We start from the raw sequence: 15,806 nt of genomic DNA on the forward strand, positions 1-15,806 counted from the left end.
CTGTATGGATCTCTGCGCGTGCCGGGACCGACAAGCTACGTCCTAGGCGAGCCGCTCGATCAGCATGGCCATGCCCTGCCCGCCGCCGACGCACATCGTCTCCAGGCCGATCTGTTTGTCGTGGGCCTGAAGGTTGTTGATGAGCGATCCGGTGATCCGCGCTCCGGTCATCCCATAGGGGTGCCCCAACGCGATGGCCCCACCCGAAACGTTGAGCTTGTCCTCGTCGATCTGCAGCGCCTGCGCAGAGCCGAGCACCTGCACAGCGAACGCCTCGTTGATCTCGACGAGGTCGACGTCACTCATGGTCAGGCCTGCGTGGTCGAGTGCCTGACGGGTGGCCTCGATGGGGCCGAGGCCCATGATCTCCGGCGAGAGAGCGGTCACGCCGGTGGAGATGATGCGGGCCAGCGGCTGCAGGCCCAGTTCACGCGCCCTGACATCGGACATGATGACGAGGGCCGCCGCTCCGTCGTTGAGCGGGCACGAGTTGCCGGCGGTGACGGAGCCCTTCTCACGGAAGACCGGTTTGAGCGCGGAGACCGCATCGAGCGTCGTCCCGGGCCGCGGGCAGTCGTCCTCGCTCACGATCGAGCCGTCGGGCAGCGTGATCGGGGTGATCTCCCTGCGGAAGTGGCCGCGCGCTATGGCCTCCTCGGCCCGGTGCTGCGAACGGACCGCCCACCGGTCCTGCTCTTCGCGACTGATGCCCGTGAGGGAGGCGACGTTCTCCGCGGTTTCACCCATGCTGATGTACACGTCGGGCACCAGTCCCGACTCACGAGGGTCGGTCCAGGCCTCGTGGCTCGCCTGCCTGGCGGCCGAGCGTGCCTGAGCGACGCCGAACGCGGGATTCTGCGTGTCCGGCCAGGAGTCCGAGTTGCCGTTGACATACCGGGACACAGCCTCGGCGCCCGCCGAGATGTAGGCCGAACCTTCGCCTGCCTTGATCGCGTGGAAGGCCATCCGCGTCGTTTGCAGCGACGATGAGCAGTAGCGGGTCACCGTGGTGCCCGGCAGGTTGTCGTAGCCCAGTTGGACCGCGACGTTGCGCGCCAAGTTGAAGCCTTGTTCGCCACCGGGCAGGCCGCAGCCGAGGATCAGGTCTCCGATCTCGTCGGGGTCGAGTCCCGGGACCTTGACGAGCGCCGCAGCGATCACCTGGGTGGCGAGATCGTCGCTGCGCATCTCCTTCAGCGACCCCTTGAACGCCCGACCGATCGGCGAGCGGGCGTAGGACACAATCACGGCTTCGGGCATCTGAGTGCTCTTCTCGGAGATCCGGTGGTGGGTTCTGTCCGGGCGAGCGGCTCTCAAGCTCCGGCAGAACAGGGATTACGTCAGCAACGTAGCCACCCGAAACAGGTACCCCGTAGGACGATCGCGCCTCGCCGTGGTACGTCCGCGCCAGACGGCCCCTGCCCGTTTCGTCTTGGTCGGGTACCACTGCGGAGCGAGCACGCCACCGATCCGCGCCGGCCTGCGGGCATGGCCGCCCACCACCCCGCTCCACCAGACCCGTCAACACGGTTGATGTGTTGGGAGTTGATGGGGAACCGCCAGCGGACTCCACTGCGCGCGATGGCGGACCCCCGTGGCGTACGTCATGTCCGCCTACCTCGCAGACGGGGTTGACGGAATCGACCCACCCAAGAAAACTAAGCACTCGCATAGTTACTATGCACTCGCTTACTTCCTATTCCTGCTTCTTACTTCCTCTTTCCGGCGAGCGACGAGGAGCTCCTGTGCGCCGTACTGTCTTCGATGCCGACCACGAGGCTTTCCGGACCTCCGTCCGGGCATTCGTGGAGCGCGAGCTGCGGCCGCGCCAGGAGGAGTTCATCCAGCAGCGGGCGATCGACCGCGCCGCGTGGAAGGCCGCTGGGCAGCAAGGACTGCTCGGGCTGCTGATACCGGAGCAGTACGGCGGCAGCGAGGCGGGCGACTATCGCTTCACCGCGGTTCTGCACGAGGAATTCGCCAGGCTGTCGGTGGCATTCGCCTCCTCGTTCACCATCCACTGCGAGGTCGTCGCCCCCTACCTGGTCGAGCTGACCACCGAGGAGCAGCGTGAGCGCTGGCTGCCGCGGTTCTGTGCGGGCGAGCTGGTCACCGCGATCGGTATGACCGAGCCCTCGGCAGGTTCCGATCTTGCGGCCCTGCGGACCACTGCCGTACGCGACGGGGAGAACTGGACCCTCAACGGCTCCAAGACCTTCATCACCAACGGCTTCGGCGCCGACCTGGTGGTCGTCGCCGCTCGCACCAGCCCGGAGAAGGGCGCCAGGGGCATCACGCTGTTCGCCGTGGAGACGGACATGCCCGGTTTCGAGCGCGGGCGCAAGCTGGACAAGGTCGGTCAGCACGAAGCCGACACCGCCGAGCTGTTCTTCCACGACGTGCGCGTCCCGGGCGCCAACGTCATCGGCGAAGTCGACCGCGGCTTCATCCACATGATGGAGCGGCTACCGCAGGAGCGGATCGGTGCCGCCGTGCTCAACCTGGCCCACGCCGCGCAGATCCTGGACGAGACGCTGGAGTATGTGAAGGAGCGGAAGGCCTTCGGCCAGTCCGTGGGCTCCTTCCAGTACAACAAGTTCCGGCTGGCCGAGATGGTCACCCAGATCGAGGTGACCCAGGCCTTCGTCGACCAGTGCGTCGCCGCCCACGTCACGGGCCGGCTCTCGGCGGTGGACGCGGCCAAGGCCAAGTGGTGGACCGCCCAGGTGCAGAACGAGGTCCTCGACGCCTGCGTCCAACTGCACGGCGGGTACGGCTACATGAACGAATACCGGGTCGCCCGAGCCTGGCAGGACGCCCGAGTCACCAAGATCTGGGCCGGCTCGAACGAGATCATGAAGGAACTCATCGGCCGCGACCTCGGCCTGTAAGGCCCATGGACACGGACACCACTATCCGGATGGGAGCGCCCGATGGGCAACCTCAGCTTCGATTTCACCGGCCACACCGTGATCATCACCGGTGCGGCCCGCGGCATCGGCGTCGAACTCGGTCGCCACCTGCGCACTTCAGGCGCGGACGTGGTCCTGGTCGACCGAGACGAGGACGAACTCCGCGCGGCGGCGAAGGAGTTGGACGCTCTATGGGTGGCCGCGGACGTCGCCTCCAGCACTGACGCGGAGCGTGTCGTCGCCACCGCGCTGGCCGAGACCGGCCGCGTCGACGTCCTGGTCAACAACGCCGGGATCCTGCGCGACGGCGTCCTGTGGAAGCTCACCGACGACGACTGGGACGCCGTACTGGCCGTTCACGCGGGCGGCGCCTTCCGGTTCACCCGGGCGTGCGTCCCCCACTTCCGCGCGCAGAGGTATGGCCGGGTCGTCAACGTCACCTCCTACTCCGGTCTGCACGGCAACATCGGCCAGTCCAACTACGCCACCGCCAAAGCCGGGATCATCGGATTCACCCGCACCGCCGCCAAAGAGCTCGCCCGCTTCGGCGTCACCGTGAACGCCATCTCCCCCAACGCGGAGACGCGCATGGTCTCTTCCGTCCCCGCCGAGAAGCGCGCCGAGCTGACTGCCGGCATCCCGATGGGCCGCTTCGGCGACCCGAGCGAGATGTGCGCGGCTGTCGCCTTCCTCGCCTCTGAGGAGGCCGGCTACATCACCGGTGCCGTGCTGCCCGTCGACGGCGGCCTGTCCATCTGACCTCTCTGGAGCCCCCTGTGAACATCCTCGACCGTTTCCGTCTCGACGACCGCGTCGCCATCGTCACCGGCGCTTCCTCCGGTCTCGGCGTCGCCTTCGCCCAGGCCCTCGCCGAAGCCGGGGCCGACGTCGTCCTGGCCGCCCGACGCACCGACCGGCTCGCCGACACCGCCCGCCTCGTCGAGGCCACGGGCCGCCGCGCCCTGTGCGTCAAGGCCGACGTCGCCTCGCCCGACGACTGTCATGCGGTCGCGGCGGCCGCCGCGGACTTCGGCCACGTCGGCGTCCTGGTCAACAACGCCGGCGTGGCCGCTGCGGTCCCGGCCAGCCGGGAGACACCGGAGCACTTCCGGCACATCATCGACATCAACCTCATGGGTGCCTACTGGATGGCCCGGGCGGCGGCCCAAGTGATGACCGGCGGCGGCTCCATCGTCAACATCGCCAGCGTCCTCGGCCTGGTCAACACCGGCCTGCCGCAGGCCGGTTACTCCTCCTCCAAGGCGGGCCTGCTCGGTCTCACCCGCGACCTGGCCGCCCAGTGGAGCCACCGCAAGAACATCCGTGTCAACGCCCTCGCCCCCGGCTACTTCGCCTCCGAAATGACCGCCCGTCAGGACGCCGGCAACATCGACGACATCGTCCGCCGCATCCCGCTTCCCCGCACCGGCGAACCCGAGGAACTCGCCGCCGCCGTGGTCTTCCTCGCCTCCGACGCCTCCAGCTATGTCACCGGCACCACCCTCACCGTCGACGGCGGCCTCATCATCAGCTGAGCAGACCGACAGACGTGATCCGCGAGAATGGGCGCGTGACAACCATCGCAACCGACGACCTGTGGGGCGAGGCCGGCCCCGGCTCCCGGCGCATCCTCGAGGCGGCGCTCACGGCCTTCGCCGCCCGCGGCTACCACGGCGCCTCCACCCGCGACATCGCCGCCGCCGCCGGGATGAGCCCGTCGGCCGTCTACGCACACCACCGCACGAAAGAAGACCTCCTCTACGCGATCAGCCTCGCCGGCCACCGCAGCGCACTGGCGGCAGTGGAACGCGCCCTGGCGGAGGAGGTGACGGCGGTCGGCCGGCTACGGGCGCTGGTTCACGACTACACCGCCTGGCACGCCCGCCACCACCAGCTGGCCCGCGTCGTCCAGTACGAGCTCGGCGCACTCGCGCCGGACCACCGTGACGAGATCCTCCGGCTCCGCCGCCGCACCGAGGAAGTGGTGCTCGACGAGATCGTGGCCGGCATCGCGTCCGGGGCGTTCCGCACCGAGGACCCGGGCGGTGTCGCGCTGGCGGTACTCTCCCTCGGCGTCGACGTCAGCCGCTGGTACGCCCCCGGCGGCCACCACACTCCCGTCAGCCTCGGCCGCCGCTACGCGACGCTGGTGCTGGCCATGCTGGGCACCGACCACCGGTCCGCGACCGCAGGCTGACGAACGACGTCGGTTCTGTCCCATCGCGGCTACGTCGTGCTCGGCCAGCCACGGGGCCCCTGTTTCCCGGAGAAGTCGCTTACCCAGATGTCGAGTTGGGGATGGTTGTGGCCTGTCAGACCTCCCTGGCGGCGCCTGCCTCGCTCCGGCAGTTCGAACCCACGCCTTCCGGCGGCGCTCGGCGCTCCGGTGCGCCATCGCTGTCGGCCCCGGATCGACACAGGTGACGATCTCGTGCACTGTGCCTACCGAGGGCTCGGCCGATCCCGCCGGGCCGCGACGTCGGATGCCTGCCGTTGGATCGCCGCTGTCGGGAGACCAGGCGTCCTCAAGGCCAGGCCCTCGATGAAACATCCAGGGCATCGAAGCGGACCGCGTGACAGGCAACCAGCCACCGCTGAGCGGCTCGGTACGGCACCTGCATCGCCGGCGGGGCCGCTGTGAGCGTCACCCGGTCGGGCGGGTGAGCACCCTGCTGCTCGGCACCCCCTGCAGGCACGCGCCGCGAAGAGCAGGCCGGGGCCCGCCGCGGTGCCGCCAGGGCGGACGCTGCCGCGAAGCCGACCAGGCCCACAAGGAAGGTCCGCTCGCGTCCGACCAGGTCGCGATCCGACCGCCCGCAAGCAGACTCCCGAACGCGAGCGTGTATGCGGTAATCACTCACTGGCGGCTGTCGTCTAACGCCCCCAATCCCCGCTGGGCCGAGGGCAGAACGATGTTCACGATCGTGGTGTCCAAGACACCATCGGCTGCGCGAGGGCGATCACGCCCAGGCCCACCACCGATCCGGATCAGGAGACAGCTCGTCCGATCGGGCGTCGGCGGTGGCAGACGTTTTGCCGGGGGTCTCACCGGCTCGCATGCGCTCAGTCCGGGTGAGCCGGCTCCTGACCGCCTCCGCGCCATCCCGTCGTGGGCGTCGCGATGGCCAATGTGCGCTGCCAAGATGCAGGCCGGGTAGTCGGTCGCGCAGGCCGTGGTGAGTTGCGGAGGTCGGACGCGGCGCGGGACATGGAACCGTTCGTCAGATGCTCGCCCCTTGCCTCTCGGTCGTCCATCCGCACGAGCATGCCCCTGAAGCGTCACGCCGGTCCCTCCAGCCAGTACCTTCGAAGGCGATCGGGTGGTGGGAGGGAATCTCGCCCCGCGGGCCACCCGGCCTTCGAAGATGGCGAGCCCTCGATGACCGAGCATCTGCTAGTGGTCAATGGGATGACAGGGTTGCAGCGTGAGCGGCCCGCAACGAGGGCTTGTCGATCTTGCCGACGGCGTTCTTGGGGAGGGCGTCGACCACGAAGAACGACGTCGGCCGCTTGTAGCCACTGAGGTGTTGCGCAGTCAGCGCTTCCAGAGCCGCAGGGTGGACGGTCGTACCAGGCCGCGGCTGGACGTAGGCGACCACCACCTCTCCCCACTTGTCGTCAGGCACACCGATGACAGCGGCCTCGAGAACACACGGGTCAGCCGTGAGGACGTCCTCGATCTCCTTGGGGTAGATGTTCTCGCCACCACGGATGATCATGTCCTTCGACCGCCCGACCAGGGTCAGGTAGCCGTCCGCGTCCAGGTGTCCCACGTCGCCTGTGTACAGCCAGCCGTCCACGATCGTCTTCGCCGTGTCTTCCGGCCGGCCGAGATAACCACGCATGACGTTGGGGCCGCGCACGATGACCTCACCATCCACGCCGGTCGCCAGCTCGTTACCCTGCTCGTCGACGATCCGGAGCTCCTGCCCCGGGACGGCAACCCCCACGGTGCCCGCGCGGCGCGGACCCGCGACGGGGTTGACGGTGGAGAAGCAGGTTCCTTCGGACAGCCCGTAACCCTCGATGATGGGGAAGCCGTACCGAGCCTCGAAACGGACCGGCAATTCGGCGGAGGCGGGTGCCGCACCGCACGTGCCGAAACGCAGCGAGGACGTGTCAGGTCGAACATCGGCCGGCAGCGCCTCGAGCATGTTGTAGATCGTGGGCACGGCACTGAAGTAGGTGGGCCGCTCCCGCTCGACGAGATCGAAGAAGGTCTTGGGGTCGAACCGGTCAGTGATGAAGACACTGCCGCCTGCCACCAGCGGCATCAGCACGCTGACCACGATGGCGTTGACATGGAAGAGCGGCAGGATCAGCAAGCAGCGGTCGGTCGGCCCGGCCTCGATCGCCCGGCACCCCATCGCCGCCATCGCGTCGATGTTGGAGTGGTCGAGCATCACGCCCTTCGGTACGCCCGTCGTTCCGCTGGTGTAGATCAAGAGTGCCGGCGCGGTCGAGTCCGGCTGCGGCGTCGGACCCGACCCCACCGCCTCTCCGTACAGGTCGTCGACGGCCAGCGTGGCGACGCCTGCAGCGGTCGTGCCGTCCTCGACAACCAGCACGCGTGCGCCCGAGTCGTGGAGCTGCCGCGCGACCTCACCCTCGGTCTGGCTCGGATTGACCGGGGTGATGGTCGCCCCGAGCCGCCAGGCCGCGAACAGCAGAAGCACGAACTCGACGCGGTTCCTCAGCTTGAGCGCCACGACATCGCCGGTACCCATCCCAAGGTCCTGAAGGTGATGAGCAGCAGCCCGGACACGGGTCAGGAACTGGGCATTGGTGAGCGACTGACGCCCGTCGGCAACCGCGGGCCCATCCGGAGTGGATGCGGCGCGACGGTCGGGCAGAGAGGCGAAATTCATGGTGAGGTCACCTATCGTGGTGTGACGCGTTTCGACGCGAATGCAACAGTGCGGGCTTCGGGTGACAGGCTCGGTCACTCAGCAGCATCGCGCTTCGCGATCGCCTCTCCGGCGGAGAACTGGAGCGTCCAGACGTTGCCGTGGTGCGGGTACTTCTCCACCATGGTGGCCACCAGCTCCTCGGCGTCCTTCGCGACCTCGGAGGCAGCCGCGAAGTCCTGGATGTAGGCGCGGGTCTGGGCGATCATGGTCTCGACCGCGTAGTCGTCGCCGTCGGGCCTGCGGTGTCCGGACACGATCATGCGCGGGCGGAGGCTCTCCACGGTGTCGACAGTCTCGAGCCAGTCCTGCCACTCGTCGGGCGTCGACAGGCCGAGCATCGGGTGGATCTCGTTGTAGATGGAGTCACCGGCCACGACGACGTCGATCTCGGGGATGTGCACGATGCTCGTGGGATGGATGTCGGCCTGCTTCACCTCGATGATGTGCAGGGGAGATCCGTCGACGTACAGCGTGTCGCCTTCGAGCGGCTCCGGAAGCGGCCCCGCCATGATGCAGGAGTCGCCGAACAGCATGCCCCACTGCTCGATCTGAAGCTGCATGGTCTGCTTCATGGACTCGACCACGTGGGGCAGCGCCACGGCCTTCGCCTCCGGGAACCGCTCCAGGAGCGGTCCGAAGCCCAGGTAGTGATCGGCGTGATCATGGGTGATGTAGATCGTCGTGAGCTTCTTGCCGGTGCGCTCGATCAGGTCACCGAGGTCGCGGACGTCGTCCTTGAGGTAGAGCGCGTCGATCAGGACCACCTCGGTGGCGCCGCTCACGAGCGTGGCCGTGGTGGGCGAGAAGGTGCCGTTCGGTACGCCGGGAAACTCCTCGGCCGGGACATTCGGCCAGCGACCGACGAAGACCGTGGCGCGGATGGGTGCGGCCGGCGAGGAGTGGGGGGCAGTGGTCACGAGGTACCTCCGGTTGCGGGGTTGTCGGCCGACGCGGCACTGGCACGTAGGCGGCGGAGTCACGTTATGAACGCACGCTCGGCGACTCATAGAACGAGTGCGCCGAGCGCTGGTATGCGAGCGCCACGTTGCTCTGAAGCACCACCGTGGCTGCTGGAGCGGTTGATACGGCTCACTGAAGGACAAGCAACCCTGCGGAGGCAGCGGCAGCGGCAGCGGCAGCGGCAGCGGCAGCGGCAGCGGCAGCGGCAGCGGCAGCGGCAGCGGCAGCGGCAGCGGCAGCGGCAGCGGCAGCGGCAGCGCAGAATGCCAGAGTGATCGCGACGGTCGGCGCGACGCGCCGTTCGCTCGGCAGGGAGCGGAAAAGTCCGGACAGCGTGATCATCGCTGCGACCGGTGGTGCGGCTCGCCAGAAATCTCGCAGGGCCCCGCGACCGGCAGCGGAGAGCGCGGTATCCGCATACGCCGTCATCCGCGTCAGTGCGCGTGTCGTCTGCCCCACATTCGTAGGCGAGGGTGCTCGGCCTGCGACGACGGCACGCAGCGCCTCCTCGAGCGGCTCCAGTCTGTTCGACCAAGTGCCCGGAACACAATGGTGCCTGAGGGGTCGATGATGTACGCCGAGCTGGGGCGCGTGCCGGACGCGCGGTGCACCGTGCCGTCGATGCCGTCGACGGCGACCTCGAAGCCGAAACGGTGGTGGCTCTTGAGAGCGCCCGCGTTACGCATCTTCTCGTCGATCATGCGTGGCTGCGGAGTGTCGGCGCCAGGGTGTGCCTCAGGAACGTTCACCACCACGAACCGGATCGCGTCACCGTACGTGTGGTGCAGGTCGAGCAGCCCCCGCCCCGCGCTCTCGGTTACCGGGCAGGCCAGTGAACCGAAGACGAGCAGGACGGGACGGCCGTCCGCGGCGTTACTTTCGCTGCTGAAGCGGCCTGCGTCAGTTGTCGGCAGATCGATGTGCGGAATCCTGTCCCCGGCTCCCAGATCGCTCCTCGGGATCCGCAGATCGCACATGATGTCCGCGAAGGTCGGCCGGTCGATGCGGTAGCGGGTGCCCTCGCCGCGGGTGGTACACGCTGTGGTCATCATGCGCTCCTCAGACGGATCCTCCGGAGATGGTTGAGGTCCCGGGGCCCGCACGGTGGACAGGACCCCCACGGTGCCTCGGGACCTCGGTCAGGGGGTCAGCCGGTCAGCTCGTAGGGGACGGGCCGGTTCTCCTTGGCCCAGAGCTTCTCGATGTCGGACTCCGGCGGAGGCGGAACAAGGCCCTGGACGCGCCACAGGTCCATGGGGGTCTCGTCGATGTGGACCTCCCAGTCGTAGCCGCGCTCCTTCACGAACGGCGCCAGCTTCTCCTCGATGACCTCCATGCACAGGAACCGCAGCTCGGGGTCGTCCATCTGCCGGGCGATGTGGTCCACGCGGATCCGTACGAAGTTGTTGTTCGCCTTACCACCGACGTACATGGTGTTCGCCGGCATGTCCTTGAACAGGACGACGACATAGAACTTCGGCAGGTCATAGGCGTAGTCCGTGTAGAGGGATGTGATCCTCTGGGACAGTTGTTCCTTGTCCTGCGGGGTGAAGGCGTTCTCGGGGGTGAAGATCTCCCAGTACGGCATTGCGGCTCCTTGATGGATGGATCGGTGACGGAAGGTGCGGCTCGTCGATGCGGCTCAGGAGGGGGGCTCAGCCCCGGAGATGCTTGACGAAGTGGTCCCGTGCGGCTGCGGAGAGCTCGTCGAAGCCGGGGCCGCTGTAGAAGTCGAAGTGGCCGCCCTGCTTGACGATGATCTGCTTCGGCTCCCGGGCCTCTTCGTACGCGTCGAGGGCCAACTCGAACGGTGCCACCCTGTCGTTGTCGGCCACGATCATCAGGAGCGGGGTCGGCGCGATGCGGCTGATGAAGGTACCCGGGGCGTACTCGGTCACCATTTCCATGCTTCGAGCCGTCAGCTCGTTCTTCCAGTTGGGCGCCCGGTCCGCCCACGTCTTGCTGAACCACTCGTAGGCGTCGGCCGCGGGCATCACGGCCTGCGCCGTGGGGTCGGCCGCAACGACCGGGAGCATAGCGGGCTCTCCGCCGGTGAACCGGTTGAGTCGGTCGCCCTCCTGGATCGCACGGAAGACCGGTATGAAGTCCGGCCGGATCGCCCGGCTCAGAGTGCGCGGACCGGTGATGAACGGCACCTGGGAGACGACGGCCTTCACCCTCTTGTCGATCGCCGCGACCATGAGGACGTGTCCACCGGAGAAGCTGGAGCCCCAGATGCCGATCTTCGACGCGTCCACCTCGGGGCGGGTGGTGGCGTAGGTGATCGCGTTCCGGAAATCCCGGTACTGCAGGACCGGGTCGACCTCCTGGCGGGGAGTTCCCTCACTGTCGCCGAAGTTCCGGTGATCGTAGGCGAGCACGTTGAGGCCGGCTTCGGAGAAGACCACGGCATAGTCGTCGAGGTGCATCTCCTTGACGCATGACAGCCCGTGCGCCAGGACCACGACCGGTGCCGGCGTGATGGTGTTCCTGGCCGGATAGAACCAGCCCCGGAGGGTGACGCCGTGCTCGCCCTGGAACTCGATGTCTTCTCGATTCATGGGATCTTCCGATTCGCTTGCGATGGTCCGTCGGTCGTATGGAGGTTCACTCGGAGTGATCCGACACTCGCGAGTAGTGGTGCCGGGCCCAGAATCCACGAATGCCCGTGAGGGCTCATAGAAGGATCGCGCCGCAGGCTGGTACGGGTGTGCCACGGCCTAGGAGGAGACGGTCAGGCCCATCCGTGGGCTTCCCGGTAGTCGCCGGGCGACAGCGAGAACTCCCGACGGAACTCCCGTCCGAAGTGGCTGGCATCGCAGAAGCCCCACCGGTGTGCGATCGCGGCAATGCAGAGGTTCGTGTTCACCAGGTCGCCTCTGGCCGCTGCCAGACGGTGCATGCGGATGACCGCCCCGACGGTGTCTCCGGTCGACGCGAAGGCCCGGTGGACCGTCCTCGGAGAAACGCTGTAGGCGGCGGCGAGGTCGGCGACTCTGACCGGTCCACCCGCGAGATGGTCGATGATCCAGTCTTCCAGCCGCCGTCGGAGCACATGCAGGAACTCGTCGTCGCCGATGTGAGGTCGACTCGCACGGATCATGCCGGCGATGAGGACGAGGAGGGCGTTGCGCGCTCCCTCGACCTCCGCCGCGGACATCCGCCCGATGTGACGGTCCATGCTCATGAGGAAGCCGTGGAGAAGGTTGGCCAAAGGGTTCTGAGCCGTCTCCTGGAGCAGGCAACCGGGTGCGCCGCCCCCCGCGTCGAACGGGGACAGGGCGCTCATGGGCACCCGGACCGTTCGTTTGGCCAGGTGATCCGGGATGACGAACCGCCCGGTGGTGCGGGTGCTCATGATGAGAACCGTTCCTGGTCGCAGGATGACGGTCTCGTCAGAAGTCTCGATGACCTGTTGGCCGGCGCTGGCGGCGAGGAGCAGCAGCGCGTCATCGTCCTGACGCACTGCGTTTCTGCCTCGGGTCCCTTCGACCTGCGGGCACACCCAGTCGGTGATGAGAAGGTCTCCGAGGTCCAGCTCCTCGGCAGATCCGAAGCGCTGGTCCGGCCCTGTGAGCTGCAGGTCCATGGAGACAAGGCGGTCGCGGACGGCGAGCCTCCAGCGGACGTCCAACTCTTCGGGTGTCAGCAGGTCGGCGGGGCTTAGCATGGATGGGGCGACAGTCACTTCGGCTCCAGCTCGGTAGAAGCTGTCCTCTCGGTCGTGACGTGTAGTTTGCTTCGTTGAAACATTCCGGTACTTGCCCTGAGGCGACAAGGATTTGTCCTTGCGTGACACCGATCTTCCTGTCCGGTGCTCGGCCCTGCAGGGGCTCTCCGCGCTCGTCACCGACATCGGCGGCTCGGGCCCCGAACTCCTCGCGGCATACGGCTTCGACGAGGCGAGGATCACCGACGGCAACTCGTTCGTGAGTCTTCGCCTGGTCGAGCGCGTTCTCGAGGAAACGGCCGGCCGATTCGCCCTTCCGGACCTCGGGTTGAGGATGGCGGCACAGCAGGATCTGCATGTGCTGGGACCGCTGGCGATCGCCATGGAGAACTCACGCACGATCGGCGAGGCCGTCGAGTGCGCGTGCCGGTACCTGTTCGTCTACAGCCCGGCCCTCTCACTCGAGGAAACCGACGATCCGCTGGGAAGTCCCGGTGTGGTCGGCCTTCGCTACACGACCACGGGCATCAACGCCTCACCACAGGCGATCGACTACGGCATCGGGATCGTCCACCGAGTCCTGACGCTGCTCCACGGCGACGCACCGTACGGACTCCGTTCGGTCCTGCTTCCACACGCTCGCCTGGTACAGGAAAGTTCCTACCGGAAGTACTTCGGGGCCGAGGTCAGATTCGACAGTCCGAGCGCGGTCCTGCGCGTCCCGAGCCACCTGTTCTCGACACCGGTCAGCGGCGGCGACGACCTGCTGCACGACATCGCGATGGACCATCTCGAAACGCACTTCGGCCACCAGCACGTGCCGATGTCGGACCTGGTCGCAGCGATTCTCAGCGAACAGCTCGGATCCAGCGGTCCGGACCTGTCGAAAGTCGCGCGCCTGCTGAGTCTCCACCCGCGTTCACTGCAGCGGTCCCTGTCCAAGGAGGGCACGACCTTCTCCGGCGTCGTCGATCGTGTACGCAGGAGTCAGGCCCTGGACTTGATCACGAGGACCGACCTGTCCTTCTCGCAGATCGCGGCCAGCCTGGGGATGCAGGAACAGTCCAGCCTCACTCGTGCGGTACGTCGGTGGTTCGACACGTCACCTTCCAGACTGCGACGCGAAGGACTGGTGCCGAAAGGTCAGTCCGCCCTCATCGACTGAGCGTGCTCCGCAAGCCCTGAGCCGGCCCCCGGGTGATCTCGTCTCTCTACGGTCTCAAGTCCGCCGTCACAGGTCTGAGTTCGGAGCTGCCTCTGCCCGGGAGGGCCTGTTCGGCCCAGATGACCTTGCCCTCACCGCTGTGCCGTGCGCCCCAGCGCTCGGTGAGCTGGGCGACCAGTAGCAGGCCGCGGCCGCCTTCGTCGAAGACCCGGGCATGGCGCGGGTGCGGGGCGGTGCTGCTGGCGTCGGAGACTTCGCACGTCAGAGTGGATTGGAGGATCATCCGCAGCTGTATGGGGGCTTTGCCGTAGCGGATGGCGTTGGTCACCAGTTCGCTGACCATGAGCTCCGTGGTGAAGGAAGGTTCTTCCAGGCCCCAGGCGACGAGTTGACCGGATGCGTAGGTGCGCGCGCCGGCCACGAGCGCCGGGTCGGAGGGGAGATCCGATGTGCCAGTGGCGACATGCCTGGCGTCAAGCGCTCGGGTTCGCGCCACGAGAAGAGCGATGTCATCGGTGGGGCGGCCGGGCAGAAGCGCGGACAGCAGGTCCTCGCAGGTCGCCTCCAACGAAGCGGGTGCTCGGGCAAGGACGGTGCGCAGCAGCGTGAGTGCGGTGTCCACGTCGCGAGCACGGCTTTGGATGAGGCCGTCGGTGAACAGGACCAGGAGACTGCCTTCCGGCAGTTGGAATTGGCCTGTTTCAAAGGGGAGGCCGCCCAGACCCAGAGGCGGGCCGATCGACGGTTCCGGGAAGCCGACCGCCCGGAGGGCTGGGCTGTGGCCGCCGGAGTCCAGGGGAGTGACGACGGCCGGTGGAACGTGTCCGGCGCTGGCCAGGGAGCACACGCGGGAGACCGGGTCGTAGACCGCGTACAGGCAGGGATGGAGCGGATCAACATCCACCGACGCGTCGTGCTCTCCGGCACGCTCGTCGACGGCCCCTGTACCCTGCGCGTCTGCGTGGTCTCCCACCGCGCCCATCACGACCGCATCACCGAGGCGCTGCAGATCATCACAGCCGAGGATGACGTCCTCACCTCCGCGTAGTCCGACGAGGAGATGTCGGGCCGGGCACCAGCGACGGCAGCACATCCGTTGCCGCGGCTATGGCCGGAGAAGCCCGGCCTGAGCTGTACGGATACCGTCCACGTCGCCTCATGGCACACGGCCTCCACGCGCCGCTCCGAGCACGCTCGTGCCCGTCCGCGCTGTCCTGTCCGCTGTGGTGCCGAGCGCCGTGAACGCCAACGGCACACCCGCCGGGCACCCGTACACAGCTGTCCAGGTCGTCGGCGGCCTGCTCGGCGCCGTGGATCGGCTTCGGTCAGGGGACGGCGGGGCGTCGCCACCGGACTTCGACGGTGACGACGCCCCGCGCACGGACAGCCGGGGTGGTCAGGCGTCGGCCTGGAGCTGGGCCAGTTCGGCTTCCAGGTCGGCCATGGCCTCGCCGCCGGCCATGAGGTCGGTGATCTCCTCGCGGGTGCGCTCGCCCTTGCGGAAGTCGTCGGCCTTCTGGCCGCGGATGAGGACGGCGAAGTGATCGCCGACCATCATCGCGTGGCGCACGTTGTGGGTGACGAGGATGACCGCGACGCCCTTGGCGCGGGCCTGCATGACGATCCGCAGGACGTGGGCGGCCTCCTTGACGCCGAGCGCGGCGGTGGGTTCGTCGAGGATGAGGACGTTGGCGCCGAAGTAGACGGCCCGCGCGATGGCGAGGGCCTGGCGCTCACCGCCGGACAGGCTGCCCACCAAGCGGCTGCCGTCGGTGACCCGGGTGATGCCGAGGGACTGCATCTCCCGGACCGCGATCTCACCGGCCAGCTTCTTGTCGAACAGCCTGAACGGGCCGAAGCCCTTGGTGGGTTCAGCGCCGACGAAGAAGCAGCGGCCGACGCCCATGAGCGGGAAGGTGCCGCCGAACTGGTGGACGGTGGCGATGCCCCGGGAGCTGGCGTCCCGGGGACTGTCGAAGACGACCGGGGCACCGTTGATCTCGATGGTGCCGGTGGTCGGCTTGTGGAAGCCGGCGAGGATCTTGATCAGGGTGGACTTGCCTGCGCCGTTGTCGCCGAGCAGGCACAGCACCTTCCCGGCGTGCACTTCGAGGGAGATGTCCTGCAGCGCGTTGGTGCCGAGGAAGGACTTGCTGACGCCGTCCAGGCGAAGGAGGGGTGCGGTCATG

Annotated in this window: 14 protein-coding genes and 2 pseudogenes; 6 read left to right on the plus strand and 10 right to left on the minus strand. The window is 67.7% G+C overall.

Translation table 11 applies throughout. From position 1 onward, the window contains the following. Positions 1-42 precede the first annotated feature (42 nt). Positions 43-1,260, minus strand: coding sequence for an acetyl-CoA C-acetyltransferase (locus tag AB0D34_RS34850; protein WP_362669050.1), 1,218 nt, complete (start codon positions 1,258-1,260; stop codon positions 43-45). Between the two features lie 485 nt (positions 1,261-1,745). On the opposite strand from AB0D34_RS34850, the gene AB0D34_RS34855 reads away from it, so the two are divergent. Genes AB0D34_RS34855 through AB0D34_RS34870 form a run of 4 tightly spaced genes read left to right on the plus strand, consistent with a single transcriptional unit; the run spans position 1,746 to position 5,109 of the window. After that, positions 1,746-2,891: an acyl-CoA dehydrogenase family protein gene (locus AB0D34_RS34855; protein WP_362669053.1), complete on the plus strand. Its 1,146-nt coding sequence runs from the start codon at positions 1,746-1,748 to the stop codon at positions 2,889-2,891. A gap of 42 nt (positions 2,892-2,933) precedes the next feature. Next, entirely contained in the window at positions 2,934-3,671 is a 738-nt protein-coding gene (locus AB0D34_RS34860) for an SDR family oxidoreductase (RefSeq protein ID WP_362669056.1), read from the plus strand. 17 nt (positions 3,672-3,688) lie between these two features. Continuing rightward, on the plus strand, positions 3,689-4,447 hold the full coding sequence (locus tag AB0D34_RS34865; RefSeq protein WP_362669058.1) for a glucose 1-dehydrogenase: 759 nt from the start codon (positions 3,689-3,691) through the stop codon (positions 4,445-4,447). A 35-nt stretch (positions 4,448-4,482) separates the two neighbouring features. After that, on the plus strand, positions 4,483-5,109 hold the full coding sequence (locus AB0D34_RS34870; protein WP_362669060.1) for a TetR family transcriptional regulator: 627 nt from the start codon (positions 4,483-4,485) through the stop codon (positions 5,107-5,109). A gap of 458 nt (positions 5,110-5,567) precedes the next feature. Here AB0D34_RS34870 and AB0D34_RS34875 read toward each other — a convergent pair. From AB0D34_RS34875 to AB0D34_RS34905, 7 genes and pseudogenes are all read right to left on the minus strand, one after another. Further along, positions 5,568-5,971, minus strand: a pseudogene (locus tag AB0D34_RS34875) (MFS transporter); the annotation flags it as partial. A gap of 342 nt (positions 5,972-6,313) precedes the next feature. Next, positions 6,314-7,780 carry an AMP-binding protein gene (locus AB0D34_RS34880; RefSeq protein WP_362669062.1) on the minus strand — a complete coding sequence of 489 codons (1,467 nt, stop codon included), beginning with the start codon at positions 7,778-7,780 and terminating at the stop codon, positions 6,314-6,316. Between the two features lie 74 nt (positions 7,781-7,854). Continuing rightward, positions 7,855-8,739 (minus strand): MBL fold metallo-hydrolase, encoded by an 885-nt coding sequence (locus tag AB0D34_RS34885; protein ID WP_362669064.1) that lies wholly within the window; start codon positions 8,737-8,739, stop codon positions 7,855-7,857. A 477-nt stretch (positions 8,740-9,216) separates the two neighbouring features. Continuing rightward, complete coding sequence (locus AB0D34_RS34890; RefSeq protein WP_362669067.1) at positions 9,217-9,831, minus strand: hypothetical protein; 615 nt, start codon at positions 9,829-9,831, stop codon at positions 9,217-9,219. 98 nt (positions 9,832-9,929) lie between these two features. Further along, a complete protein-coding gene (locus tag AB0D34_RS34895) occupies positions 9,930-10,370 on the minus strand; it encodes a tautomerase family protein (protein WP_362669069.1) in 441 nt (146 codons plus the stop codon). Positions 10,371-10,437: 67 nt separating this feature from the next. Beyond that, positions 10,438-11,499, minus strand: coding sequence for an alpha/beta hydrolase (locus tag AB0D34_RS34900; RefSeq protein WP_362669073.1), 1,062 nt, complete (start codon positions 11,497-11,499; stop codon positions 10,438-10,440). A 17-nt stretch (positions 11,500-11,516) separates the two neighbouring features. Next, positions 11,517-12,470 (minus strand): AraC family transcriptional regulator, encoded by a 954-nt coding sequence (locus tag AB0D34_RS34905; protein ID WP_362669076.1) that lies wholly within the window; start codon positions 12,468-12,470, stop codon positions 11,517-11,519. Positions 12,471-12,570: 100 nt separating this feature from the next. Between AB0D34_RS34905 and AB0D34_RS34910 the strand changes: the two genes are divergently transcribed. Further along, positions 12,571-13,617 carry an AraC family transcriptional regulator gene (locus AB0D34_RS34910; RefSeq protein ID WP_362669078.1) on the plus strand — a complete coding sequence of 349 codons (1,047 nt, stop codon included), beginning with the start codon at positions 12,571-12,573 and terminating at the stop codon, positions 13,615-13,617. Between the two features lie 46 nt (positions 13,618-13,663). Here AB0D34_RS34910 and AB0D34_RS34915 read toward each other — a convergent pair. Further along, positions 13,664-14,497, minus strand: a pseudogene (locus AB0D34_RS34915) (ATP-binding SpoIIE family protein phosphatase); the annotation flags it as partial. Between AB0D34_RS34915 and AB0D34_RS34920 the strand changes: the two are divergent. After that, positions 14,396-14,665, plus strand: coding sequence for a hypothetical protein (locus AB0D34_RS34920; protein ID WP_362669249.1), 270 nt, complete (start codon positions 14,396-14,398; stop codon positions 14,663-14,665). The pseudogene AB0D34_RS34915 and the gene AB0D34_RS34920 overlap by 102 nt on opposite strands. A 348-nt stretch (positions 14,666-15,013) precedes the next feature. On the opposite strand, the gene AB0D34_RS34925 is transcribed toward AB0D34_RS34920, so the two are convergent. Then, positions 15,014-15,805, minus strand: coding sequence for an ATP-binding cassette domain-containing protein (locus AB0D34_RS34925; protein WP_319178225.1), 792 nt, complete (start codon positions 15,803-15,805; stop codon positions 15,014-15,016). Position 15,806: the final 1 nt, after the last annotated feature.

Origin of the sequence: Streptomyces sp. NPDC048420, assembly GCF_040651535.1 — a bacterium.
Lineage (GTDB): Bacteria > Actinomycetota > Actinomycetes > Streptomycetales > Streptomycetaceae > Streptomyces.

What these genes read in the sequence shown, in the direction of transcription:
- AB0D34_RS34880 (WP_362669062.1), bottom strand. Translation starts at nt 7,780, where the DNA reads ATGAATTTCGCCTCTCTGCCCGACCGTCGCGCCGCATCCACTCCGGAT.
- AB0D34_RS34925 (WP_319178225.1), bottom strand. Translation starts at nt 15,805, where the DNA reads ATGACCGCACCCCTCCTTCGCCTGGACGGCGTCAGCAAGTCCTTCCTC.
- AB0D34_RS34850 (WP_362669050.1), bottom strand. Translation starts at nt 1,260, where the DNA reads ATGCCCGAAGCCGTGATTGTGTCCTACGCCCGCTCGCCGATCGGTCGG.
- AB0D34_RS34895 (WP_362669069.1), bottom strand. Translation starts at nt 10,370, where the DNA reads ATGCCGTACTGGGAGATCTTCACCCCCGAGAACGCCTTCACCCCGCAG.
- AB0D34_RS34890 (WP_362669067.1), bottom strand. Translation starts at nt 9,831, where the DNA reads ATGACCACAGCGTGTACCACCCGCGGCGAGGGCACCCGCTACCGCATC.
- AB0D34_RS34860 (WP_362669056.1), top strand. Translation starts at nt 2,934, where the DNA reads ATGGGCAACCTCAGCTTCGATTTCACCGGCCACACCGTGATCATCACC.